This is a genomic window from Paenibacillus sp. FSL R5-0744, from assembly GCF_037972555.1.
Classification (GTDB): domain Bacteria; phylum Bacillota; class Bacilli; order Paenibacillales; family Paenibacillaceae; genus Paenibacillus_AQ.
Window position 1 is genome coordinate 3,824,686 of record NZ_CP150228.1, and the last position, 25,440, is coordinate 3,850,125.

Below are 25,440 nucleotides of genomic sequence, written 5' to 3' on the forward strand. Positions count from 1 at the left end.
TTATTTCCTCCTGAATTCTCCATGATGAAATAATTCGGCACGATGCTTCAAAGATAGTGAGAAATAAGGGAAAGCATGAGCATCGATGCCGCGTAAAATAGTATTGGCTGTCTCCCAGGCGAGTTTATAATCACTCTCGGAAATATCTTCCCTCTCCAGCGCTTCCTCTAATTCATCCTCATCAAGCAAGAAAACCTCGCCATTCCAAAGCACGACCACATCCAGATACAAATCATCAAACCATGGAACGCCTTGGTCTGTGACGCCCTGCACCTTGCAGGTGTCTATGTACCATTGAATGATATTTTGCCGTTCGTCGAACATAGCCGTCACAATATAGTGACTGTCTTTTGGGAAATATTGCAGCCAGGAATAACCTTTATCCGCAATACGATATGTATGCCGTCCATAGCTCTTCCACAGTGGTTCTTTCAGCCCGTAGATGGTATAAAGCGTAATATATCCGCTGAATTCCCGGCTCTCCACATAGCGGCAGGCAAAATGGCGACGCGTAATCCGGCGCCAGTTGGCCCGGTCTCCGAATTTACGTTTCATAGAAATTACCCTCTCCAGTATGGTTTCTTCAGCTTACCACATTTAGAGGATACACTCAAAACATCCCGCAAAATACAGCAAATTTTTATCACAGATTCGATTAGAAAAATATGGAGTTATAAAAGAAAGAAGCTGTCCCATAAGTAGCATTCACTACTTTTGAGACAGCCTCAGGAAAAGAAAAGCTAACTTCATAAATTCAAAGCATGACTATTGGACAGAAGAATCACCATTCATATTACTAGCCTCTTGATCAGGGCTTAGTGTTGCATTACCACTGTCATTCCCCGAACTTCCGCCTCCAGAAGGTACATCTGGCGGAGCAGTAGGTATCGGTGTTGCTGACGGTGGAGGCGTAGTGAATTCAGGCAAGGTTCCTGTTCCACCATTATTCCCGCTTCCATCGTTGCCACCACCATTATTACCACCGTTGCCATTATCCCAGCCATTGTCTCCACCATTCTCAGGGGTTGGTGTCGGGAGATTAGGATCAATGGTCGGCTCAGGTGTTGGCATCTCATCCTGCACAGAGACAGTAACCACATTCGATGGTTCACTTTCTACTTGGGTTGCAGGATCGTAGGAAGTAACATAATACTCGTAAACCAGACCAGGCATTGCACTAAAGTCTCCTGCACTAGTAGTGACCGTATTTAACAGTAAACCGAAATCAGCCTCGGATGTCTCTCTACGATAAATACGATATTCTACACCCGCAACAGGAACTGCCTGCCAGCCCAGATTTACTGTCATCGTAGATGGATCATAAGCTGCAGTAAGTCCACTAACATTCTTAGCTGGTTCAGGTGTTTCTGTAGGTGCAGGAGCGATTTCATTATCTAGCTGTGGGAAGGACTTCTTAGGAACATCCCTTAACGCTTCCTCCATCACTTTACCCCAGAATGCTGCGGCAAGCCCACTGCTATTCTTAAGCAGATGTTTCTTGCTTGGCTTGTCATAACCCATCCACACAGCAGCTGTCCATTCAGGTGTATATCCCACAAACCAAACATCACGGTTCGAGCTGATTCCAGAATATCCACTTTGAGTCGTACCGGTCTTACCAGCAACTGGACGATCAATCCTTGCTTTTCTACCCGTACCACTCTCTACAACCTTTTGCATCATCTCGGTCATTTGATAAGCCGTTTGCTTACTCATAACACGCTCAGGCGTTGTATTAGCCTTGAAGACGGTCTCTCCACTACTATCAGTGATCGATTTAATGGAATATGATTCTCGAAGTTCACCGCCATTTGCAAAAGCACTGTAAGCTTGTGCCATTTCCAGTGTATTCGTTCCTTTGCTCATACCTCCGAGAGCCAGTGAGAGGTTCTTGTCCTCGTCTTCCAGTCCAATCCCCAATTTCTTGGCAAACTTAAATCCGGTATTCACTCCAATTTCATTAAGCAACCAGACCGAAGGAATATTCTCTGATTTCTGTATAGCATCACTCATACTAATACTCTTGGAATATCCGTGAAGGTTAGTTGGGCAATAGTTGGAAAAACACTGCTTCTCGTTGCTTAACGTAGAATACTTGTCGTACTTTCCAGTTTCCAGTGCTGGAGCATAAGCAACGATTGGTTTAAAGGCTGAACCAGGAGAACGTCGGCTGCCATTTACACGGCTATAGCCTTTTTTCTCATAATTCCGTCCACCTAGAAGTGCGACAATGCCGCCATTCTCTTGATTCACGATGGTCATAGAACCTTGTACCAGTTCGTCGTCTACACTCTTCTCGAAGTTATCACTGTCTGCAAAAGCATCTTCTACGGTTTCTTGAGCATGCTTATCCATCGTGGTGTATATCTTGTAACCACCAATATTCAGATCATCTTCGGATAGTCCAAACTTTTCTTCTGCTTCTTCCACTGCGAAGTCAATAAAAGCTTGATAACGCTGTTTCTTTTCAGGTGGCTTATAATTATAATCCACGGCTTGTGCTTCGTCTCTCTCTTGCTCCGTAATATAACCTTGTTCGTACATGAGCTGAAGCACTACTGCGCGACGTTCCTTTGAAAGATCCGGGTTACGCAGAGGGTTGTAACGAGACGGTCCCTTAGGCATCGCAGCCAGTGTCGCAATTTCCCAAACTTTCAGATCATTCAGATCACTCTTACCAAAATATCTTTCAGATGCTGCTTTAATTCCGTAGATCGTACCCCCAAAGTTTATTCGGTTCAGGTACATCGTAATGATCTCTTCTTTAGATTTCTGGTTCTCCAATGCAACAGCAATGGATACCTCAGTCGCTTTACGGAAAAATGTTTTATCCCGTGTCAAAAAGATGTTTTTGGCCAGCTGCTGAGTAATGGTACTACCACCTTCTACCATGCTGCGTGCAGCAATATCTTTTACCGCTGCCCGGCCGATTGACCATAAATCCACACCAGAATGCTCAAAGAAGCGTTTATCTTCTGTGGCCACAAAGGCATTGATCAATAACGGTGGAATCTTCTCATACTCTACAGGATCGCTTTTCTCAAGCGATAATTCGCCGATTAAATTAGCATTGCGGTCATATACTTTTGTAGTTTCATTTACGGTCAGTTTGTCTTGGTTCTCTAGGAGAAGTTTTTGCCCATTCAGCATAATGAACAGATAACCGCCAAGCGCACAGAAAATGGCCAACGCTGTAGCAAAGAACAAGCTCCACAGCACACGCTTTTTAGTCAAAAACTTCTTTTTCTTCTTACTTTTCGGTTTTGGTTTTGAATTGGAACTGGACGATCCTCTATTTCTATTGTTGTTCGTCCTTGATGTATCATCTCTAGACATGATGCCTCCTGACTCCCTTCCTTGAATAAATCATGTATGGACTTCTCTGAATGAAAAGAACAACCTTCTCAGGTTGCTCTCTCACACTCTATTCAAACGATTTATTAACAAGAAAGGTTTCACTTCAATTTTGTTAATGTTATTCTTCGTTACTATTGTCCTGCATAAGTGACACACTGCGCTGTGGTGTAAAAGTGGAAATCGCGTGCTTATACACCATTTGCTGGCGTCCATCACTGTCAATAACGATTGTAAAATTGTCGAATGCTTTAATAATTCCCCGGATTTGAAAGCCGTTGGTCAAATATACTGTAGCAGGGATATTTTCTTTGCGTAGTTGGTTCAAGAATGTATCTTGGATGTTAATGGACTTGTTCATATGACGTACCCCCAATGGTTCAATTATATTGTTCAGAAGTATATTCAAGACCTGAGAGAAACTTTCCTGCTATTATAGCACGTATTTTCGAGAAATTCTCAGAAAAGTTTTGCTCACCTTCGACATCGATCCACTCGATTTCCTTCATGTGGCGAAACCATGACAACTGTCTTTTGGCGAATCGGCGAGTATCGCGTTTAAGCAGTATCACAGCTTCCTCAAGCGTCAGTTCCCCTGCAAGGTAAGCGGCAATTTCCTTGTAGCCCAGTCCCTGCATGGACACAAGGCTTCTGCTGTAGCCGTTTTCCAGCAGTCCGTTCACCTCAGCAACAAGACCATCCGCAAGCATGCTATCAATTCGGTCCTCAATACGTTTATATAGTATTTTCCGGTCCATTGTCAAACCGATAAGGCATAAGTCATAGGGCGACTCCTTCTTTTGAGCTGCATGAGAAGCGGAAAGTGTGGTGTTTGTCTGGTGATGAATTTCCAGTGCCCGTATAATTCTACGACGGTCATTGGGATGCAATTTCGCTGCACTGACCGGATCAACGGCTTCAAGTCTGGCATGCAGTGCAAGCGCTCCATGTTCTTCTGCAAATTGATCCTGTTCTTTACGGAAAGCTTCGTCAGCCACAGCTTCAGAGAATTGAAAACCGTAACATAAGGACTCAATATAGAGACCCGTTCCCCCAACAATAAATGGAAGTTTCCCACGACTGCTTATCTCTTCGATAAGTCTGCTACCTTGTTCCTGAAATTCAGCAGCAGAATATGGGTCCTGTGGATCATGAATGTCGATTAGGTGGTGAGGAATTCCCATCATCTCAGCTGGAGTGATCTTAGCTGTACCAATATCCATACCACGATAAACCTGCATCGAATCGCCAGAAATAATCTCTGCGTTATATGCAGCCGCAAGCTCCAGACTTAACCTGGTTTTACCTACAGCTGTTGGTCCTAGTAAGACTAGAACCTTATGTCTCTCTTTAGTTGTCAATGTGTATCACCCCATACGATGTTTTGGAGTTGCTCCGGAGCAGCTCTGTAAAGCCAAGCCTTTCAAATTCGCCGCTCAGAGCCTTTTCTTTCAAAAGAACAGTTTTACGGGCCACTCTTACCGCCTCAGCTACACTCTCTAGTGATAATGCTGCACGATTAGCAAACTGCCGCAGCGGGGAAATCGAAGCAGAACCGGTCAGCGGCACTCGGAACATAGGATCAAAGTACACAATATCTACACTTCGATCCGGTAGAGCACGTAAGTAGTCCAAATGTTCACTATGAACGACATTAATTCTACGCAAGGCCTCATTAACCCTTACTTGCCCAGAGGTATAATGCCGCATCCCTTCATAGAGCAGTGCATACAGCGGCAATGAGCTCTCCAGAGCGGTAATCTCTGAGGACTCACCACCATGCACAGCAAATAGCAACGAATCAGCACCTAGACCCGCTGTGCAATCTAGTACGCTATCTCCGGGAAGCATTCGAGCAGCGACAAGCATCGGTTCTATATCACCCTTTAGAATCCGTTTCGCACGAACGAAACCCATGCTTGGGTGAAACTCCATAGGCTCCATCCCTAATCGGTGTAAACGAACGGCTTCTTGAGAAAGAATTAGTATATCCTCATCTCCATAGTGTTCCACCATCTTGGGTATAGAGAATTTATCGCGTGGAGCGTATTTACAGCCCGTTCTTTCTGCGAGATTCTGAGCTCGCTCTACAATATCCATTATCGGGCTATAACCCGTAGTTATAATCATGTTGCCTCCAGTCATACTTACAACAAATTTCTAATCGTACAATTACATCACCCGTTTGAACAATTTCTCTAAATCATAGGATGAAAAAGAAATCACAATCGGACGCCCATGCGGACAAGTATACGGCTGTCTGCAGGCTGCCAGACGAGACAACAAGGCCTCGACTTCCTGTTCTGTTAGTTTCTGGTTGGCTTTGATGGAGGCTTTACACGAGCATAGAATAGACGATTTCTCTCGTAGCTTTGCTAGATCAATCAATCGTTCACTCAAGACCCACTCCGCCATTTCTTCAACGATCGCCTTCTCCTCGCCTTCAGGAAACCAATACGGCAAAGATCGAATCAGAAAAGTCTGTCCTCCAAAATGTTCAAGGTACACTCCAGCCTGCTGAAACCAATGTAACCGTTCACTAAGTTGACGACTTTCCGAAGGCGTGAACTCAAGCGTAATTGGCAAAAGCAGATCCTGAGAAGCGTCTTCAGGACGACCGAACTTCTCATAAAAAAACTCGTAATTTATGCGTTCGTGAGCCGCATGTTGATCAATGAGATACAGCCCGCCGTCATTCTGAGCGATAATATAAGTCCCATGATGCTGTCCGATATAATTTAGTTCCGGGAATGCAGGAAGCCCAGGTTCTTCATCGACTGGCGGTGCCCATAACGCTTGGGCAGAAGGAATCTGCTTCTGCAGGGATGAAGCTTCTTGCGGGCGATACCCATTAGCATAGTTGTTGTTCACATTATTTTGACGTCCTTGTGAAGAGGAAGACTGGTATCCTGACCCGTAGGATGGAGCCGTTTCACGGGTCATCGGAGTATCAATCTGCCCCTCTTTTCTGATCTCCCTGGCGCTCTGTTCAACATTTGATGGTTGTTGTCTACTAAAGGAACTACCAGATCCCTGAGGAACTGGATCCTTGCCCACCTCAGACGGTGGGGGTGCCGGAACTGACCCTTTAGAAAAAGCAAACTGCTCCTGTATAAATGAACTGCTGCCCTTTGGCCCAATGGTTTCTTTACCGGGACGCGGTATCAAACTTTGCCCTAACAACACTTTACGAATTTCTTGTTCAACAAACGTGTAAAGCTCATTCTCCTTACTAAACCGAACCTCCAGCTTAGCTGGATGAACATTGACATCCACAAGTGAAGGATGCATGTCCAGTTCGAGCACCAGCAGTGGATAGCGGTTAATCGGAAGTAAAGTATGATAAGCACGCATGATCGCTGCGTTCAGACCATTGCTGCGAATATATCGTCCTCCCACAATGGTAGTCACTGCGTTTCGATTTGAGCGTGTCCATTCTGGACGACTAATATAACCAGAAATACGATAATCCAAGTCCTCTGCCGCAATCGGCAACATAGCCTTAGCCGCGGAGGTTCCGTACACCGCTGCGATCACTTGCAGCAGATCACCATTACCAAGCGTGTGCAGCAGCTGATTGCCATTATGATGTAAGGTAAAAGAGATTCCCGGATGGGCTAACGCCATTCGATACATGGCATCCGATATATGACCAAGCTCCGTCTGGATACTCTTCATGTATTTCAGCCGTGCCGGTGTGTTAAAAAATAATTCACGCACCGCTAGATCGCTCCCACGGCCCGAAGGGGAATCTTCATTCCGAATTAAATTACCACCCTCAATGTCAATCAGGCGTCCTTTGCCGTCATCGGCAGTAGCCGTTAGAAGAGAGACTTTGGATACCGCAGCAATACTGGGGAGCGCCTCACCACGGAACCCTAGGCTAGTGATCTGGAATAGATCACGCCCATTAGCGATTTTACTTGTGGCATGACGATAAAAGGCGGTCTCGCAATCTTCAGGCTCGATCCCCGAGCCGTTATCTTTTACTCGGATGCTCTGTAAACCGCCTTCCTCCACCGAAACCTCAATCCTTGTGCTTCCTGCGTCAATAGCATTCTCAACTAGCTCCTTCACAACAGAAGCTGGTCGCTCTACAACTTCACCCGCAGCAATCTGGTTGGCAATATGCTCGTCCAATATATGAATTTTGGCCAATTTCATTCACCTCTTATTTAGGCAATCAATAATTAAAGATCCTTTGCTTTCATCTTCAGGTCGTTCAGCAGACTCATAGCCTGAAGCGGAGTCATATTCATAAGATCTGCGTTACGCACAGAAGTGATGAATTCTTTTATCGCAGGATTCTCTTGTACTTCAGTTACTACAGCCGACTGATTTGCACTACCTTTCCGATGCTTACGTGGTTCTTCCTCGCCAAAGATAGACAGTTGAACTACTTCATCTGCTATTGATGAATAGGAGTCTGCAGGAATCCCCGAAGTTTCTGCGATGACACTATCGGGTTGTTGGATAGATGTAGTTGCGACCTCTTTTGCAGCGGCCTGAATTTCTAGTCCACCCCCATAATGAATAGAGGAACCACCTGGATGAGCCGCCTGCTCGATACTCAGAAGCAGACCGTAAGCACGATCAATGATCCCTTCAGGCAGCCCAGCTAGGCGTGCACAATAAATCCCATAGCTACTGTCTGCCGCTCCCGGAACAAGCTTACGCAGGAAGTTAACTTTATCCCCGCTCTCCTGTACGGCCATAGAGTAATTCTTAAGCCCTTTAAGACTTTCTTCTAAGTGAGCCAATTCATGAAAATGCGTCGAAACTAAAGCTTTGCAAGAAATGGTATCGTGCACATACTCAATTACCGCTTGTGCAATCGCCATGCCCTCACTCGTCGATGTTCCTCTACCAAGCTCATCAATGATAATTAAACTCCGGGCTGTTGCTTTTTCTGTCATGACCTGTATGTCGGCCATTTCTACCATAAATGTACTCTGACCTCCGATCAAATCATCAGCTGCCCCAATACGAGTAAAGATTCGATCAATTAGCGGAACTTCTGCACTGGTGGCCGGAACGAAACAGCCAATTTGAGCCATAATACAAATGAGTGCAACCTGCCGCATATAGGTACTTTTCCCAGCCATATTAGGACCAGTGATCAAAAGAATATTTCCGTCTTCCTTACTTAGCGTACTTCCGTTTGCTATAAAAGCCGAGTCCTTTAACACAGCCTCCACGACAGGATGACGACCACCTTCAAGTCGAAGATCGTACCCATCCGATAGAACAGGTTTTACGAAGCGATGCTCGGCACTGACGGCTGCCAGACATTGATACACATCAATCTCAGCTACCTTTTCCGCAAGATTCTGCAGTCGCGGAATTTGGCCGCTGATTCGTTCACGCAGTTCAGTAAATAGGCTATATTCCAAATCTGTCATTTTATCTTGCGCTTCAAGAATCAGTGCCTCTTTCTCTTTAAGCTCAGGTGTAACAAATCGCTCTGCATTTGCAAGCGTCTGCTTACGTTCATAACGCCCTTCCGGCAACGAAGCCAGATTGGATTTGGTGATCTCTATGAAATAACCGAAGATTTTGTTATATCCGATCTTCAGTGATTTGATGCCTGTGGCTTGCCGTTCTTTCGCTTCCAGTTCGGCGATCCAACGTTTACCATTACTACTAGCTTCCCGCAGCTCGTCCAACCTGGCATGATAACCAGAACGGATAATCCCTCCGTCTCGCACGGACACCGGCGCATCTTCAACAATTGCTCGATCTATATCCTCCCGTATCTCGGCACATTCATCCATGCTAGCACCGATCTCGCGTAGGGTTGCAGATCCCGAAGTCATGCATAATTCCTTCAAAGCAGGGATTTGTGCCAGTGATAGCTTTAAGGCATTCATGTCACGACCATTCGCATTACCAAAGGCAATACGACCTACCAGCCGCTCTAAGTCATAAATTTCCTTCAACGCTAAACGCAGGTCCTCTCGAACAATAAACTGGTTGTACAAATAATCAACTGCTTCTAGGCGACGTTCGATCGGAGCGCGCTGCAACAGCGGCTTATCTATTCTACGACGTAACAATCGCGCACCCATGGATGTTTCGGTACGGTCTAGTAGCCATAGAAGAGATCCTTTTTTAGAACGTTCTCGGACCGTCTCTGTTAGCTCCAGATTTCGGCGTGTGAACGGATCAAGAATCATATAATTACCTGGTTCATAAGGAGAAATTTGACTAAGTTGTCCCATTGAACGCCGTTGCGTCTCGTTTAGATAGGAGATTAGCAGCGCTAGACATTGTCCACGTTCTTTCTCCAGACGAACCCATGCGGCTTCACCGAATTGTCGACGTGCCAGCTCCTCCTCACGTTTCTCCCAAGGTGTGTACACAACAGGTTTCGCCAACAGAGGCGTTTCACTACGTAAAAGCTCCAATAACGTCGGGTCTCCGATGATCTCAGCCGGTTCATAAATGCCAATCTCATCGCGCAGCCACTCTGCACCAGATAACACTGAAGTAACATACAATTCACCTGTAGTTAAATCACATGCAGCTAATGCCATCATCCCATCACTTTCGGTTACACAAACAAGATAATTGTTGCTTTTGTCGGCAATGATTTTTCCATCCATAACTGTTCCAGGTGTCACGACACGTACGATATCCCGTTTCACCATTCCCTTTGTGACAGAAGCATCCTCTAATTGCTCACAAATAGCGACTTTATAACCTTTTTCAATCAGGCGTTGAATATAACCCTCGGCGGCGTGATAAGGTACTCCACACATCGGGATCTTCTCTGCGCCCCCGCCTTCGCGACCTGTCAACGTAATTTCAAGCTCCTTGGAAGCCAAAATGGCATCTTCAAAGAACATTTCATAGAAATCGCCCAGTCTAAAAAATAGGAAGGCATCCTTTGCCCCTTCCTTCACTTTTAAATATTGCTCAATCATCGGCGTATATTGTGCCATGGTCAACCTCCATGCCTATTTATTGCTGTCCCCCATTATAACAGAAAATTTGCGTACAAAGTCACCCTGCAACCGCATAGAAGTTCATTCTTCTCGATCCTCAGACAAAAAATCACGAAATCCGACACTATTACTGAAGCTCAATGGGTAGTACCTTCTGTATATATTTCAAGCATCCATCGTTCATTAGAAAGAGGTGTATTCTTCTGCTTTTTAATATTGTAAAATCTTAACACAGAGCGTTAGATCATAAGAAAATAAAAGGAGAATATCAAATGATAAGAAGACTTACGGAGGATGATCGGGAACTTCTAATGGCGTTGCTACAAAAAGAGCCTGCTCTTAATTTGTTCATCATTGGAGATGTAGAGAATTTCGGGTTTGAACAGGATTTTATGGCATTGTGGGGAGAGATAGATCCATCTGATGGCCTTATAAAAGCCGTTCTATTACGTTTTTATAGAAGCTATCTTCCTTACGCGGATGGGCCGTTTGATGTGGAAGGATTCGCTACTATCATGCGACAAGATAACGATATTCATATGATTTCTGGTGTAACCGAAGTGGTAAAAGCCTTTGACGGAGTAATTAACTTTAAACAAGAAAAGCAATTGTACTTTGCTGAGCTTAAGGAAATGAATACCAAAATTAAACAGTACTCTTCTTCCGTTGATAACATTAATAAAGCAACCATCCAGGATGTGGAAGCGATTTGTTCGCTTACGGATACAATAGAAGAGTTTGAAAGCAGTCGGGATGGATCGAGAACTAGCCTACGTAAAACATTGGCGACTGGCACTGGCCGTACGTATTATATGAAACGTGAAGATCAGGTGATTACAACGGCCTCAACATCAGCGGAAAATTCCATGTCAGCTATGATCGTAGGGGTCGCCACTCATCAAGCATTCAGAGAGCAAGGATTAGCTACAAGCGTAGTTGCACAGCTATGCACAGACTTACTCTCTGAAGGGAAATCTTTATGCCTCTTTTATGACAACCCTCATGCTGGGGTCATTTACAAACGACTTGGATTTCAAGATATCGGCTCTTGGAGCATCATGTACATGTAGACAAGCATAAACGCCTTCGGCGTCCTTATTAGGAAAGTAAGCGTTTATGCGAGAAATATTAGATATAAGGGATATGTGAAAAACTAAATACTTTCTAATATTTTGAAATATAAGCTCAAGCTTTAACTTTGCTGCACCACAGCTCACGGATATCGCGAGATTCATCCCACGTTCGTTTAGAGGCGATATACTGAAATAAAGGCTCTATGTATTGGGTGGCCTTCTCGTAGCCGCCAAGAGAGCGTAGCTGCGCCAGCAGAGGGGGTACTGCGTCGCGCAGCGGGGATTTATCGCCGTCATAGTAGGCGATATGCAGGTCTTCTAGGTCGAGCGGGCGCAGCGTCAGGTCTTCATAATGGCTCACGATAAGGTGAGCCAGATAGACCGCGCCTTTAGCGATGACCGGGGATACCAGGAAGCTCGGCAAAGTCCGGTACTCAAAGCCGCCATGCGGCTGAATCCGGAAATCGCCGAGCACGCCGTAACGAGGACGACGCGCTCCCGCGCGGACGTCCTCAAGCAAAAGCATCGGCAGCGCGAGATAGTTGTCGAGCGCGCGCAAGAGCGGCGCCGTCAGCGTCACGCCGCTGAAGTGCAAATGGCCGCCGAGGGCCCAGCCCGTCAGCGGCATGCCTCCCGCCCGCCAGCGCAGCGTGCGGTCGGCGATGAGCCGGTCCGCCGTAGCCGCGGCGGACATCAGCTGCGCCAGCAGCGCGCGTGGTTCCCCGCGCGGCTGGGGGCGCAGCTCGGCGACCGGGAACGCGCCGCGCGTTCCCGGAGGTCCGGCGTCGCAGCCTGCGACGCCGTCCGTGGGCAGGTACCGCGACGCAGGCACAACGCGGCCCGTGGACTCCCGGAGGATGATAAACTCCGGGTCCATGCCCATGAGCAGGCCGCTGCGGCCTGGCTGCTCCAGAGCAAGGCTCCGTTCCAGCGCTAATGCTGCGGAACGATAAGGCTCTGGCAATGATTTGCCGGAACTCTGTAGTAGTGGAGTGACTCCCTCCACGACATACCTCCGGTTCCCCATTGCCCTCAGCATGACCTCACCGCTATCCAGCCCCAAGCTGTACAAAGTCCGAACAGCAATACGCTGAAGTAATTTCATTACTCCACGCCATACTCCTGGTGCAGCCCCCATTGATACGCTGCTATCGACACTATCCATTCGCACAGCCCCGGCTAGCAAATCGGAGGCTGCGCGCATACCTGGGCCTGCTCCTTGTGGAGTGATCTGCAGAACGCTCAAATTATACACGAGTATGTTATAGCACTGTTTATGGGCCTTATCGGAAGGCAGAGTATCATATGTATCTTCTAAGCGATTTCTTTCACCAGAGGTCTGGTTTCTCCGCAGAGATGCTTCTGAGCCCTTCATTCGCAACAGTTCCTGCTTACTAGACGAAGTGAGCATCGCTTCAATCCCGCTCCGAAATAATCTGGACTCTCTCTGTGCTGATGACAATCCCGAATACACCTTAAACCCCTCATTCATTCTCCTGCCCCTCCATCCATCGCAGCCCAAGATTGAAAGCCCTGCAGTAGCACTTCTTGCCCATTCATACGAACCAGGTTGTTCTTAATCCACTCAGGTTCCATTTTTAATTCTAAAAATAAATAAAAAAAAGGAGGGCATTCGCCCTCTACGCCGCCGCCCTCCCTACATATAATGGACCATAACCCATCAGTACTCAGTTAACGGCGGCGTATCCTTCCTTACAGTTCATCATCCAGATTGTCAGGGTCTAGATCATCGTAATCGAAGCTATCACCTTCAAAATCATAATCCTTGTCTTCTGGATCATCGCTTTGCTCAGTGACATACACACGGACTTTGGTCTCAGCCACCAACTCCACTTCGAATTCGCGCTCTACGCGAAGTGTCACACTGCCTCCGCCTGGCGATACGCCCGCTTCTACACAGTTGGGTTCCTGCGTTGCCTCCGCAGAGACCTCAACGGTAGAAGTGCGGTGTCTCGTGTCCAGGTAGGAGAGCGGAATGAGCTCCACATAGGAGACCGTTTCTTTAGCTACCTCGGTCTGCTTGTTCTTGTCGTACGAGTACCAGATGTTTACATCGTAAGTACCAATTACTTCGATTCCGTTCCCGGCGGCAACCGCTTCGTACTGGTGGTTGATAATCCAAGCCCCCAGAATACTAGTCGGGTGATGTGGCGGAGTCACGGTATGGGTTGCTGTAGAGAACTTACGACCTTTGCCGCAAATTGCCTTCGTAATGATCTCCCTTGTTTGACGTTTATGGCTTAATGACATCTTTAAACCTCCTCCATACAATCATTCACTATCAAGTGTATGCAGGTTCTAGGCATTTGTTGATTGTTAGTCTATAAATAAATTTGAGTAAGCCCTCCAGAGGGTCTTATCAGAAGACTTATAGTTCATTTTATTTCAAAATTTGTACAGATATGAGTAGATTATAAAAATGGTCCAGCCTGATACATATCCATTCTGAACGTTAAAAAAACCTTATAAAGCCCGCTATTGCGGGATTACGCGCACAATTCCAATAGATCTATGTTTGCTCAGGTCAATAAAATCGTCATCAATATTCACGAGGGGACGCAGTGGATCAGTAGCAAGAATCATAATGATTTTTCCTGTCCGTCCATCTGTCAATTCCACTTCATTCCCTATCATTGACTGCATTAACTTATTAATAAAGACTCTACAAATATAAGGGTCAAGCTTGCCAAATACGTTTTCCTCCATCTGCAGCAACACTTCATAAAGAGGTGAAGCTTTACGATAAAACCGGTCGGATGTCATCGCATGGAACACGTCTGCTACTGCAACAATTTTACTGAAATCAGTGATCCGATTCCCAAGTACGCCGAATGGATAACCACTGCCGTCCATTCTTTCATGATGCTGCAGGGCGACGAGCGCTTGCAAATGATTGGTTCCAATAGTGTCCCGGATCATCTCGTATCCATAGGTCGTATGCTTTTTCATAAGCTGATACTCCTCAGCGGTCAACGGGCCCGGCCGGGTTAATAATTCATCCGGAATCCTCATTTTTCCGATATCATGAAGGGTCGCTGCGATCGTCAGCATACTCAAATCCTCAGGCTTTAATTTTAGCCATTTACCTAGCAACGTAGATAAAATACCAACCGCTACATTATGTCTGTATGTATAATCATCCTTGGACTGCAGTGCAGCCAATACGCCGTAGAAGTCATTCTTTTCGCTTACCTGCTGAATAAACGGAATGACTTCATTTCTAACTTCAAGCATAGGAATTCGTTTGTTTTTGTTATGACGAAGCTGTTCAAAAATATTTTCTATCGCAGCTGTGCAATCATCGATTGCAAGTTGGAAAAATTCCGCGCTATCCAGCTGTACGACGTCATGAGACTCTAGGGTGATCTTATGTTGATTGATTAATCGTATATGCTCAGCACTTAATAAAGTCAATGCGGGTAAAACAAATACTCCTTTGTCATTAAAAAGGTTAGCTATAAGCTGTTTTCCTATAAATGATTCCATAACTTTGTCCATACGCCTCACCTGCCAATGCGGAAAATTCGACTACCGAACTTCCTGCTATTATTTGAACTCACCATAAAATCGTTAATCATATCCTGTGATCAACTTTTAGCTCATACATATCTTATCGTGATTTTGACAGAGATAGTTAATACTTCAGTTTATTAAAGCCTCAATTTAAGCCTTATTTCGAATCTTCAAACGTTTCTCCGGCTTGTAACTGACCGGGATTTTATGCCGCTTAGCGATCTTTAAATAAAGTGCCAGTTCCCTGCATAACTGAAGAATAGCTGAGCGCACTTCAAATTCCTCACGTGTCTCTGGCAGATCCATTTCTTCAAATTCTCTTGTTAGTTCGTCCAGTAAATGTTCAGTTCGTCCAGTATATTCTTCCGCAAGCACATCCCCGCTAAGCTGGTCAAATAACTCAGCAACCATCTCCCCATGCGGTAAATGGCGATACACTTGAGAAAGCAGCTGCATCATACTTTGAATCGATTCCAGTTGCTCCTTCCGCATGTAGAAATAAACATTCCATGCTTCATCAGGATGAATAACATGATTCTCCATCTCACGGGTAGCTGCCGTTAATCCCCGCTGCACTGTATTATCTGCGTCAATTAATTCTTTGCCGTCCCAAATATACGCAGGATCTCGAAGCGTTCGGGCCATTTGGGTAAAAATAACCGAAAAATAGCGATCCACTTCCTTACGGATTCCATAAATGACCCCACCAGTCTGAGGCATGTAAATCAAGTTTACCAGCCCTGCTGAACCGAGCCCAATAGCCAGAAGCTCTATTTGCTGCAACAGGACATGGAGCGATAGTTCAGCTTGTCCAAACACGCGAAACACGATAACCGAGCTGGTGACAATTCCTTCTTTGTAGCCAGACTTTACAATCATCGGAAAGCCCACGAGTACATACAGCCCGAGCACCCAGTAATGGAACCCTAGAAGCCAGAATAGGATGCAGCCAAAAAAGAGTCCCACGAGCGAGGCTAAAAAACGAGCCGTTATCGTTCGGAAACTCCTTTTCAAAGTAACCTCTACACCCAAAATTGCCAGCAAGCCTGCACTCTGCGCATTAGGTATACCCACTGCAGACGCAACTAGTACGGATAATAACGTAGCTGCTGCTGTTTTTATCACACGAAATCCCATAAGCCTTATCTCTCCTTACAAGCACTAACCCAATAAATAGGTAAAGATATAGACATGTTACAAGATTTTGTGTACGGACACAATATTACATAAGGTTCATCGCCGGGATAACAGCCGCTTCTCAAGATATACCACTAATTGATACATTGCTGTAGCCACGGCCGCGATAATCAAAAGACTGGACATCACTAGCGTGAAATTAAAGACCTGGAAACCATAAATAATCAGATAACCCAGACCCGATTTAGCGACCAGGAACTCCCCTACGATAACTCCTACCCATGACATCCCCACATTCACCTTTAAGGTGGAGACCACCGTCGGGAACGAGGCTGGAAGAATTACTTTAAAGAACACCTGAACTCTAGAAGCTCCGAAGGAACGAACCACCTTGACCAGATTCGGATCCACACTGCAAAAACTATTGTACACAACAAGCGTCGTTATAATCACCGTTATAGATAAAGTAGTAACAACGATAGCAGTGAATCCGGCTCCGAACATGACGATAAAAATCGGCCCCAGCGCCACCTTCGGCATACTGTTAAATACGACCATATACGGATCAAGCACTGCTGATAAAAAAGGAGACCACCAAATGATCACAGCAAGAAGTGTCCCTAATAGCGTTCCTAGTACAAAGCCTACCGCAGTCTCACCTACCGTCATCCCCAGATGCGGCCACAAGCTTCCACTGACCATATCTCCCCAGATCTGCCGGAAGATTTTTGTGGGATAGCTGAATAATAACTCATCAATCCAGCCCATTCTTGCGCCAGCTTCCCAGAGAACAAAAAACAGCAGTAACAGGCTGCTCCTTACAACAATCACCTGATTGCGCCAGCGGTGCTTCGTTTTTTTATAATCGCCATGCAATTGTTGTAGCCACTGTTCACGGGAAGCTAATAACCCCGATTGCTCCGTATGCTTCATTAGCTTTCCCTCCCTGCAATCTCCATCTCTTTCCATATTTCATGAAAAAGCTCCGAAAAGCCTGGCTGATCACGTGCAAATAGCGGAGGTGCTGACCGGATTTGCTCTGGCACTGAAAATACTTTTCGGATCTTCCCTGGATTTCGTTGTAGAAGAATAACACTGCTGCTTACCGCAATGGCCTCAGATAGATCATGAGTAACTAATATTGCAGTTGTCCCCCTGCTGCGTAAGGTCTCAGAGACCAAATCTTCCAGCTGTAATTTGATCTGGTAATCAAGTGCCGAGAACGGCTCGTCTAGTAGAAGGAGTCCAGGATTCGTTGCCAAGGTGCGTACCAGAGCCACTCTCTGCCGCATCCCACCTGATAACTGAGTAGGAAGGGCGTGCTCTTTGCCCTCTAAGCCCATCTCTCGAAGCAGCTCCAACGTCCGCTTTCTGCTCTCCTCGTTCAAGTTTCCAGTCAGCTCTAGTCCTAGAATGGCATTATCCAGAATACTCCGCCAAGGAAAAAGATAATCCTGCTGCAGCATATACCCAACCTCTGGTGAGGGTCCCATAATGGGCTCTCCATTTACGAACACTTCGCCTTGAGATGGCTGCAGCAGTCCTGCAATAATCGATAGAAGAGTCGTCTTACCGCAACCACTTGGTCCGACTAAGCTAACGAACTCTCCTTGCTCGACATTAAGGTTCAGGTCCTCAACGGCCAGTGAAGCTTCACGGTCGCCAAGATAGGCATGCGTTACTCCCTTTAATTGCACTACTGGAAGCATTGTCAGCCCCTCCTTCAATTTACACATCTTATTTAGGATCTTTGGTTCTCTCTTATTTTGAAGTGCTGCTCGTTATGCTCTTCTCAGCTTTCTCAGCAAAACTGTTATTCACTATTTTGTCAGCGGGAACGCGTTCTTTAAGCTCACCAGCATTATCAATCACATCAAGCAAATTGTTCCATTCTTCTTGATCTATAATTGGATTAACCGCATAGGTATCCTGTTCCTTATAACGTTTGACTGCAGAAACCACGATATCTTTATCTGTCTTATCAAAATAAGTCATTATCGCATCCGCAATTTCTTCAGGGCTATGTTCCTTCACCCAAAGCTGAGCACGCTGGATCGCATTTGTGAACTTCTGTACCGTGTCTCCATTTTTACTAATATAGCTGTTCTTAGACATAAACACGGTGTACGGTAAATAGCCGCTTTCCACACCAAACGAAGCCACTACTGCCCCTCGGTTCTCACGTTCAAAGATTGAAGCCTGTGGTTCAAACAGCTGCACATAATCGCCTGTACCTGAAGCAAAAGCACCGGCAATATTAGCAAAGTCAATATTTTGGATCAAGGTAATGTCTTTGGTAGGATCTATTCCTTTTTTAGATAAAGTAAACGCACCTGCCATTTGTGGCATTCCGCCTTTTCTTTGCCCCAGGAAGGTAGAACCCTTCACTTTATCCCAGTTAAACGCTCCGTCAGCTTTACGGGCAAACAGGAACGTTCCATCCCTCTGAGTCAGCTGTGCAAAATTAATGACCGGATCATCCGAACCCTGTTGATACACATAAATGGAGGTTTCAGAACCTACCAATGCAACATCGATGGCACCTGAGAGGAGTGCAGTCATGGTTTTATCTCCACCGGGGATCGTCTGTAGCTCTACGTCAAGTCCTTCGTCTTTAAAGAAATTTTGTGATAAGGCAACATATTCGGGTGCATAAAAGACAGAACGGGTGACTTCACCAATCTTCACCTTTACCAACTCTGACTTTCCGCCGCAACCGGCAAGCACTGAAAAGCATAAAGTAATGATCATGAGCGACAATGACAGCTTTTTCCTAATCTTCATTCTTCATTCTCCTTTCTTACCGGGTCCTTCGCCCTTGCTTAAAGCATATGCAGATGCCTATGAAAAGGTTAAAACCTCCAATAACCTAGGGAAATCCAAGAATAACCATGATACTAGCGACTTTTATTGAATGAATGGATAAATATCGTTTAATTTGCTGTTTTTGTATCTGTGCAAACGTTTTACCCATGGGGATGCATTCGAGTACTATAGGAAATAAAGCGCTTTCCATTTCTAGAATTAGAAAATTTGCAATAGAAGGAGTTATTACATATGTATAAAGGTGTTACATTCAAAACCAAAAAAATCACAATATGCTCTCTGGTGGGCATCAGTCTAACGACATTACTGCTGTCCGGTTGTTCTGGTAATCAAAGCAACAAAACATCCATTGCCACGCCCTCCCCTAAAGCAGACTCCATTCAGAGCACCGCTACACCTCAAGCATTGATAAATAAGACGGATGAACAACCTTCCGCTGTTTATTATGAATTATTTGTTCGTTCCTTCTATGATTCAGACGGCGATGGCATTGGAGATCTAAAAGGGATCACCCAAAAGCTGGATTACTTAAATGATGGGAATCCTGAAACCACGACTGATTTGGGGATTGGCGGGATTTGGCTCATGCCCATCAACCCATCACCAAGCTATCATGGATATGATGTAACCGATTATCGTGCAATTAATCCTGATTATGGGACGATTGAGGATATGCAGGAGCTAATTAAAGAAGCACATAAACGAGGAATAAAAATAATTATGGATTTGGTTGTGAATCATACCTCCAAAGAACACCCATGGTTCGTAGACTCGGCTAAAAACAGTGACAGCAAATATCGCGATTGGTACGTCTGGGCTGAAGATCAAGGTCGTCCCGCAAATGGAGCCAGCGCTGCTGGCGGTGGCAGTGCGTGGCATTCTATACTTGGCAGTCATTATCTAGGCGGATTTTGGGAAGGCATGCCTGATCTGAATTTCGATAATACAGAAGTTCGTACTGAAATGAAGGACATCGGAAAATTTTGGCTGGAGCAAGGTGTGGATGGCTTCCGACTAGATGCTGCGAAGCATATCTACGAAGATCTTTTGAGTGATAAAAGTGAGGCTACTACCGCTAAAAATGTATCCTGGTGGCAGGAGTTCCGCAAGGCTATGAATGAAGTAAATCCAGAGGCATATATAGTTGGCGAGGTCTGGGAGAATTCTGCTGTCACTGTCGGAGCTTATTTAGATCAAGCTTTTAATTCAAGCTTTAACTTTGGCTTAGCAGAAACACTGGTGAACTCTGTAAAAACTGAAAAAGACAGCGGAACGGCCTTTACGCTGGAACGAACCTATAAATTGTATTCCAAAATATCCGCTAACCAATTTACCGATGCTACTTTCTTGACGAATCATGATCAAAACAGAGTCATGAGTCAATTAGACAATAACCCGAATCATGCAAAAATGGCAGCAGCCCTACTATTAACTTTGCCTGGGAATCCTTTTATCTATTATGGTGAAGAAATTGGAATGCGCGGTGTGAAGCCAGATGAAGGACTTCGAGAGCCTATGAGATGGAGTGCAGCTGATCAAGGAGAGGGGCAGACTACTTGGGAGGCCGGAAGTAATAATGCGGGTGCGATAAACGTTGATGTTGAGAGCCAGCTGAATGACAGTGGTTCAATGCTAGAAAGATATCGCGAGCTTATTTCGCTAAGAAATGAGATTCCTGCGCTCCGGGATGGCGGAATCCGTGACTTTGCTTCTGGCAATCCCGGGGTTATGGCTTACGAACGACTAACAACACAGGATCAGGTGCTCGTCGTTCATAACCTTACTGGAGAAGAACAAACTATTGTACTACAACCCAATGTCGAGGGTTTCTCTTACTCCAAGATCCTAAAGACGATTGCTGTCAAATCGATCTTGAATTCAGATCAACTTACCCTCCCTCCTTATTCAACTGCTATTGTGGAGTGAGAAATGCGGAAGAATGTAACACCCACTTTGTTACTGACCCACATAATTGAGCTTTTGTAATCGGGAGGGCTATAAGCCAGTCTTTGGATGGATCACTGCTCATTCGTAACAACCAGCCACTGGAATGATCGCCTAAGAAGCGTGCTTTCTGGAAGCTCCATCCACTGTCACTGGACGTACAGAGTCGTAATTCTCCTTCCGCCATGAAGCACTTCATTACCCGTGCTAGTTGGATGGAATGTACATCATCCCCTGTCTCTGCTGCTAAACAATCTGAGAGCATTTGCAGCGTGGATGAGCATGAGCTTTTTTTCAGCTCCTCAAATTTTCTTTTTGACATTAGTAATGCCGGAATCCCGTGATTAAAGAGCTCCTTCATGTTCTCACATTCGAACAGCTGAAGACAAAAGCTCTCCGTTTCACTTTCATCCTTTAATTCATAGGGCAGGGTTTCCGGGTTACTATTGCAGATTACTAGTATCCGGTCTTTATGTATTTGCAGACACAGATCCTTCATTTCCTCCTTCTCTTTATATTTCAATCTACAGATCCGTTCTGCGTTTAAACCTGTATGTAACTGATCCAGAACTGCTTGCCCCATTACTTCATCTGGAAATAAAAAATGCGTTAAATCGGCCAATCCATTGTCATTCACATCATTGTATCCTTCCTGTATTTCATATATATGTATATTAATCTAACAATCTTTATGTTATCATAAGCTAATTTTAAGGTAAAATTAAGAAACAAAGGGTATTATCATTAACATGAAATACTTTTAGCGAGGTGTCTTCAAAATGAGAATGCTCATCACATTTCAGAACAAACTTGTACCTGTGTATTTCACAACAGAAAATAAACAGCCCACTCAAAAAGTACTTAGATTACTTAACAGTACGTTGGAGCTCAAAATTCAAAAGGGCAAGAATGCTATCCAGAAATGCCTGAATTCATTAATTAGTATCGAAATTAAAGGCTCTGAGGCTATATTGCACAGTTATAGTGAGAATGATTCATTGGCGCTATCCCTCTATTAATAGAGGGGTAGTTTTTTTGTAAAGTTTCTTTTATCCTTTGGCAGACAAAACAGCAAGTCTCTGAAAGAGACTTGCTGTTTTTAAGTTTTGCAGCTTTAGTAATGAATGATTACACCAGTATGGGACAATATCAGCTAATCTTATAGTTCTTATTCTCTGCTTTTTCAGCTTTCTGTATTCGAAGTTTAAAGAGTCTCACTAAATTTTGGCGTGTATGCTCTTCGTGACAGCTATCCAATTTCTTAATGATAAACCGATCAATGGACATGTCCATCGCTCCTTTTAATTCATTCAGATCCTTATGAATATAGGGAATATTTTCCTGTTTCCTTGTAAGTTTATTAACCGGGATTTCTATTTTTCAAACTCTTGTTCCTTTATAAAATACTCTTTCCCCACCAAAAAAAATCACAAAAAAATAATTTACAAACAAAAAAATACATGCTATATTATTTATAGTTAATATTAAATACACACATCCAAGGGAGCAATCATAATGTCTAATGTTTTATTTATCAAAGCAAACAACCGTCCAGCAGAACAATCCGTAAGTGTTAAGCTTTACAATGAATTTTTGGAGAACTACAAACTTAACAATCCAGAAGATGAAATCACTGAACTTGATTTGTTCGCAGAGCAACTTCCTTACTACGACAATACCCTGATCACTGGTATGTACAAAGCTGCTCAAGGTTACGAACTAACAGCTGAAGAAGCAGCAGGTGCTGCTGTAGTTAATAAATATCTGGAACAGTTTATCGCTGCTGATAAAGTAGTATTCGGTTTCCCACTGTGGAACATGACTGTACCAGCTGTATTGCATACTTATGTCGATTACCTTTGCCAAGCTGGCAAAACATTCTCTTACACTGCTGAAGGTCCAGTTGGTCTTTTGACTGGTAAAAAAGCAATCGTACTGAACGCTAGAGGTGGCATTTATTCCGAAGGTCCTGCAGCAAGTGCTGAAATGGCTGTAAACTTCATCGTTGGTAACCTTAACCTTTGGGGTATCAAAGATATTACTCAAGTAATCATCGAAGGTCACAACCAACTTCCTGCACAATCCGCTGAAATTATTGAGAACGGATTGCAATTGGCTAAGGAAACTGCAGCATCGTTCTAATATAATCTATAAGAGAATTTAATAAAAAAGGGTGACCCTGAGCTCAGGGTCACCCTTTTTTTGACTATCTAGCCTATTGGAACACTACTCTTGGCTCCGTCGCTGTCTATAAAGTTCTTCTAATACTCATCAAGTTCTTTACGCCAACCGTACCCTCTAGTCCTTGTCGAATGAACTTTAGAAGAAGCTGCAGTTTTTCTCTTGAGCTTCACCTCTTTGGTGCTCTGGTACAACAGCTCCCGCTGTGTCTTTCGGTAGTTCAGCAGTCTCTTCTCTTCGAGCTCACCGTTATGAACCGCTCCAAGTACCGCACAGCCCTCCTCACGTTCATGTCTACAGTTACTAAACCGACATGCAGCAGCTAAGCTGCTAATATCACTGAACGCCAGATCTAATCCACCCTCATCTTCCCACAGCTGCAGCTCACGCATCCCTGGTGTGTCTACTATGATTCCTCCGTCCGGCATAATAAACAGTTCACGGTGGGTAGTGGTATGACGTCCACGGCTATCTCCTTCTCTTACATCCTGTGTAAGCTGAAGATTCTTTCCACATAACCAGTTGACCATCGTAGATTTGCCGCAGCCTGATGAGCCCGTTAGAGCTACTGTCTGTCCACTCCCAATGTAAGGCAGCAACTTCTCACGGCCATTATCTTGCAGTGCACTAACCGCATGAACAGGCACACCTGGAGCGGCGCTTTCCATTTCGGCAATTTTACTCTCTGCATCTAGGCAAAGATCTGCTTTGGTCAGTAGAATGACTGGATTAGCCCCGCTGTTCCAAGCCATGATTAAGTATCTCTCCATCCGCCGAACATTAAAGTCATCATTCAAAGCACTGACCAGAAATAAAGTGTCTACATTCGAGGCAACAATCTGCTCCTCTTGTGTGTTACCAGCTACCTTGCGTGAGATGACACTATGCCGAGGCAATATCCCATGTAAAATCGCATGTTCGCCACCATCCTGCATTGAAAGAGCCACCCAGTCGCCGATCGCAGGAAAATCACCAGAAGCGACAAACGTATGTCTCAGCTTGCCTGATAGCTCCCCCCATGTTTCTCCCAAATCAGTCATCACCCTATACTTACTGCCAAAATCGCCTACAATTCTTCCGGGAACAAGCCGTTTATCCTCCGTCTCCTTCCACTGTTCATCCCATTTTGAACTCCAATTTTCATTCCAACCATATTGCTGTATGTTAGTCATTTGAATCCTCCTAAAGATCTGTTTAAGTTTTTGTTTTTATTTACCATGTACTGCTAGCATTTTCCGAGAACACAAAAAGCCGTCGGAATTTAAGACTCCGGCGGCGGTCACACTTCATGAACTCCTCTAGGACGAAAAGGACAAAAAGTGTACACAGAATCAGGAAAATGTCTCATCCTAAAAACAAGGATAAGTTCATTTTCCCGTGCGATATATAGAGAAATAGACAATTAACTACAATTCCTATCGATTCTATATACGCAAAAAAGCCGCCGGACCCAATACGGTTCCCGCGGCTCTAATAAGCGTAATAGAGCTTACCTGCTAAACTGCACGAATAACTTATTCGGCAGCCGCTGTTCCCGGAAGACACGTATCCACAACAGTTGAGTTCATTACATTTAAAACTGTCATAAAACATCGTCTCCTTCCGAAATAAGATGCTGTTATCATAAACGGCGCTGCCGTATAATGTCAACTATAAATTTTGATAAAATTACAAAATGGACTTAAGCTCATTCAACTCGTAGATTATCTTCCATGGTTGTATGTCCACTTGCTCGTCCCAGGCATGTTTTCTTTGCAGCCAAATGCCTTGTAGCCCTGCTTTCCCTGCACCCCAGATATCATTCACCGGGTGATCTCCAATAAACAATGTCTGATCCGCAGTAACTCCCAATCTGTCTAATGCAAGTTGATAAATCTTAGGATCAGGCTTAGCGATTTCTACTTCTCCAGAAATGACAATAGCCTTGAAGTACTCTCGCAGAGCAAGGGTATCAATTTTGGTGTTCTGGATATCTACTTTGCCGTTGGTAACCAGACCAAGTATATAACCGCGTTCTTTGCAGTACTTTAGAACGTCCACAGCATCCTTCATCGTAGCACCATGATTGATATAGCTTGCATCATAATACGCACGAATATGTTCGGCCGTAACTGGTGTTTCCCAAGGCAGCACCTCGCTTAGCTCTACAAAGAATCCGTCCTTATCACGGTAACCATCAGCATCTCTGTGAATCATATCTTCTACTACCTTCTGCGCATCTTCAGCTTCCAAATGTCCTAGAAAATCCTGAACAAACTGAGTACTAAAACTGCGAAATGTATGGTCACGATCCATTAAAGTATTATCCAAATCAAATAATACGGCTTGTACTTCTTTCATCAAGCGATTCCCCTTATATGCTGTTGATTTTCAGAATTGAACTTTCAGTAATCTATTGTACTATGCCTTTGGAGACAATGAAAAGACCATTCTGTAAAAAGGAA

General features: G+C 44.7%; 21 protein-coding genes. 4 read left to right on the top strand and 17 right to left on the bottom strand.

What is annotated here, in order from left to right; all coding sequences use genetic code 11:
- The 7 genes from MKY19_RS16790 to mutS form a co-directional block, all read right to left on the bottom strand.
- A complete protein-coding gene (locus MKY19_RS16790; RefSeq protein WP_042128364.1) occupies window positions 1-555 on the bottom strand; it encodes a DUF402 domain-containing protein in 555 nt (184 codons plus the stop codon).
- A 210-nt stretch (window positions 556-765) separates the two neighbouring features.
- Complete coding sequence (locus tag MKY19_RS16795) at window positions 766-3,336, bottom strand: PBP1A family penicillin-binding protein (protein ID WP_339796208.1); 2,571 nt, start codon at window positions 3,334-3,336, stop codon at window positions 766-768.
- A gap of 139 nt (window positions 3,337-3,475) precedes the next feature.
- Window positions 3,476-3,715 (bottom strand): RNA chaperone Hfq, encoded by a 240-nt coding sequence (gene hfq / locus MKY19_RS16800; RefSeq protein ID WP_042128368.1) that lies wholly within the window; start codon window positions 3,713-3,715, stop codon window positions 3,476-3,478.
- Between the two features lie 19 nt (window positions 3,716-3,734).
- Window positions 3,735-4,715 carry a tRNA (adenosine(37)-N6)-dimethylallyltransferase MiaA gene (gene miaA, locus MKY19_RS16805; protein ID WP_042188893.1) on the bottom strand — a complete coding sequence of 327 codons (981 nt, stop codon included), beginning with the start codon at window positions 4,713-4,715 and terminating at the stop codon, window positions 3,735-3,737.
- Window positions 4,705-5,484 (bottom strand): class I SAM-dependent methyltransferase, encoded by a 780-nt coding sequence (locus MKY19_RS16810; protein WP_339796212.1) that lies wholly within the window; start codon window positions 5,482-5,484, stop codon window positions 4,705-4,707. Before MKY19_RS16810 ends, miaA begins: the two co-directional genes overlap by 11 nt.
- 42 nt (window positions 5,485-5,526) lie before the next feature.
- Window positions 5,527-7,512, bottom strand: a complete 1,986-nt coding sequence (mutL, locus tag MKY19_RS16815) for a DNA mismatch repair endonuclease MutL (protein WP_339804369.1) — start codon at window positions 7,510-7,512, stop codon at window positions 5,527-5,529.
- 32 nt (window positions 7,513-7,544) lie between these two features.
- Window positions 7,545-10,298, bottom strand: coding sequence for a DNA mismatch repair protein MutS (mutS, locus tag MKY19_RS16820; protein ID WP_339796214.1), 2,754 nt, complete (start codon window positions 10,296-10,298; stop codon window positions 7,545-7,547).
- Window positions 10,299-10,573: 275 nt separating this feature from the next.
- On the opposite strand from mutS, the gene MKY19_RS16825 reads away from it, so the two are divergent.
- On the top strand, window positions 10,574-11,371 hold the full coding sequence (locus MKY19_RS16825) for a GNAT family N-acetyltransferase (protein WP_339796216.1): 798 nt from the start codon (window positions 10,574-10,576) through the stop codon (window positions 11,369-11,371).
- Window positions 11,372-11,486: 115 nt separating this feature from the next.
- Here MKY19_RS16825 and MKY19_RS16830 read toward each other — a convergent pair whose 3' ends face one another.
- The 7 genes from MKY19_RS16830 to MKY19_RS16860 all read right to left on the bottom strand — a co-directional run bounded on the left by MKY19_RS16830 (window position 11,487) and on the right by MKY19_RS16860 (window position 18,829).
- Window positions 11,487-12,479 (bottom strand): hypothetical protein, encoded by a 993-nt coding sequence (locus MKY19_RS16830; protein ID WP_339796220.1) that lies wholly within the window; start codon window positions 12,477-12,479, stop codon window positions 11,487-11,489.
- 608 nt (window positions 12,480-13,087) lie between these two features.
- A complete protein-coding gene (locus MKY19_RS16835; protein ID WP_036687755.1) occupies window positions 13,088-13,645 on the bottom strand; it encodes an outer spore coat protein CotE in 558 nt (185 codons plus the stop codon).
- Between the two features lie 225 nt (window positions 13,646-13,870).
- Window positions 13,871-14,893, bottom strand: a complete 1,023-nt coding sequence (locus MKY19_RS16840) for an HD-GYP domain-containing protein (RefSeq protein ID WP_081393013.1) — start codon at window positions 14,891-14,893, stop codon at window positions 13,871-13,873.
- Window positions 14,894-15,058: 165 nt separating this feature from the next.
- On the bottom strand, window positions 15,059-16,045 hold the full coding sequence (locus tag MKY19_RS16845; RefSeq protein ID WP_042188904.1) for an aromatic acid exporter family protein: 987 nt from the start codon (window positions 16,043-16,045) through the stop codon (window positions 15,059-15,061).
- Between the two features lie 96 nt (window positions 16,046-16,141).
- Window positions 16,142-16,978, bottom strand: a complete 837-nt coding sequence (locus MKY19_RS16850; protein WP_042188906.1) for an ABC transporter permease — start codon at window positions 16,976-16,978, stop codon at window positions 16,142-16,144.
- A complete protein-coding gene (locus MKY19_RS16855; RefSeq protein ID WP_339265134.1) occupies window positions 16,978-17,754 on the bottom strand; it encodes an ABC transporter ATP-binding protein in 777 nt (258 codons plus the stop codon). The genes MKY19_RS16850 and MKY19_RS16855 overlap by 1 nt, the downstream gene beginning before the upstream one ends.
- A 52-nt stretch (window positions 17,755-17,806) precedes the next feature.
- Complete coding sequence (locus MKY19_RS16860; RefSeq protein WP_076283503.1) at window positions 17,807-18,829, bottom strand: ABC transporter substrate-binding protein; 1,023 nt, start codon at window positions 18,827-18,829, stop codon at window positions 17,807-17,809.
- 273 nt (window positions 18,830-19,102) lie between these two features.
- Here MKY19_RS16860 and MKY19_RS16865 point away from each other — a divergent pair, with 273 nt between their 5' ends.
- Window positions 19,103-20,797, top strand: a complete 1,695-nt coding sequence (locus tag MKY19_RS16865; protein WP_339265137.1) for an alpha-amylase family glycosyl hydrolase — start codon at window positions 19,103-19,105, stop codon at window positions 20,795-20,797.
- On the opposite strand, the gene MKY19_RS16870 is transcribed toward MKY19_RS16865, so the two are convergent.
- The gene (locus tag MKY19_RS16870) at window positions 20,784-21,452 is read right to left on the bottom strand and encodes a hypothetical protein (RefSeq protein ID WP_042188915.1); all 669 of its coding nucleotides are present in this window, start codon (window positions 21,450-21,452) and stop codon (window positions 20,784-20,786) included. The genes MKY19_RS16865 and MKY19_RS16870 overlap by 14 nt on opposite strands.
- A 142-nt stretch (window positions 21,453-21,594) precedes the next feature.
- Here MKY19_RS16870 and MKY19_RS16875 point away from each other — a divergent pair, with 142 nt between their 5' ends.
- The gene (locus MKY19_RS16875) at window positions 21,595-21,834 is read left to right on the top strand and encodes a hypothetical protein (RefSeq protein WP_042128392.1); all 240 of its coding nucleotides are present in this window, start codon (window positions 21,595-21,597) and stop codon (window positions 21,832-21,834) included.
- Between the two features lie 496 nt (window positions 21,835-22,330).
- The gene (locus MKY19_RS16880) at window positions 22,331-22,957 is read left to right on the top strand and encodes an FMN-dependent NADH-azoreductase (protein WP_042188917.1); all 627 of its coding nucleotides are present in this window, start codon (window positions 22,331-22,333) and stop codon (window positions 22,955-22,957) included.
- 119 nt (window positions 22,958-23,076) lie between these two features.
- Here MKY19_RS16880 and rsgA read toward each other — a convergent pair whose 3' ends face one another.
- Both rsgA and MKY19_RS16890 read right to left on the bottom strand, forming a co-directional pair.
- Window positions 23,077-24,168: a ribosome small subunit-dependent GTPase A gene (gene rsgA / locus MKY19_RS16885; protein WP_339796228.1), complete on the bottom strand. Its 1,092-nt coding sequence runs from the start codon at window positions 24,166-24,168 to the stop codon at window positions 23,077-23,079.
- Between the two features lie 496 nt (window positions 24,169-24,664).
- Complete coding sequence (locus MKY19_RS16890; protein ID WP_339796230.1) at window positions 24,665-25,336, bottom strand: HAD family hydrolase; 672 nt, start codon at window positions 25,334-25,336, stop codon at window positions 24,665-24,667.
- Between the last annotated feature and the right edge of the window lie 104 nt (window positions 25,337-25,440).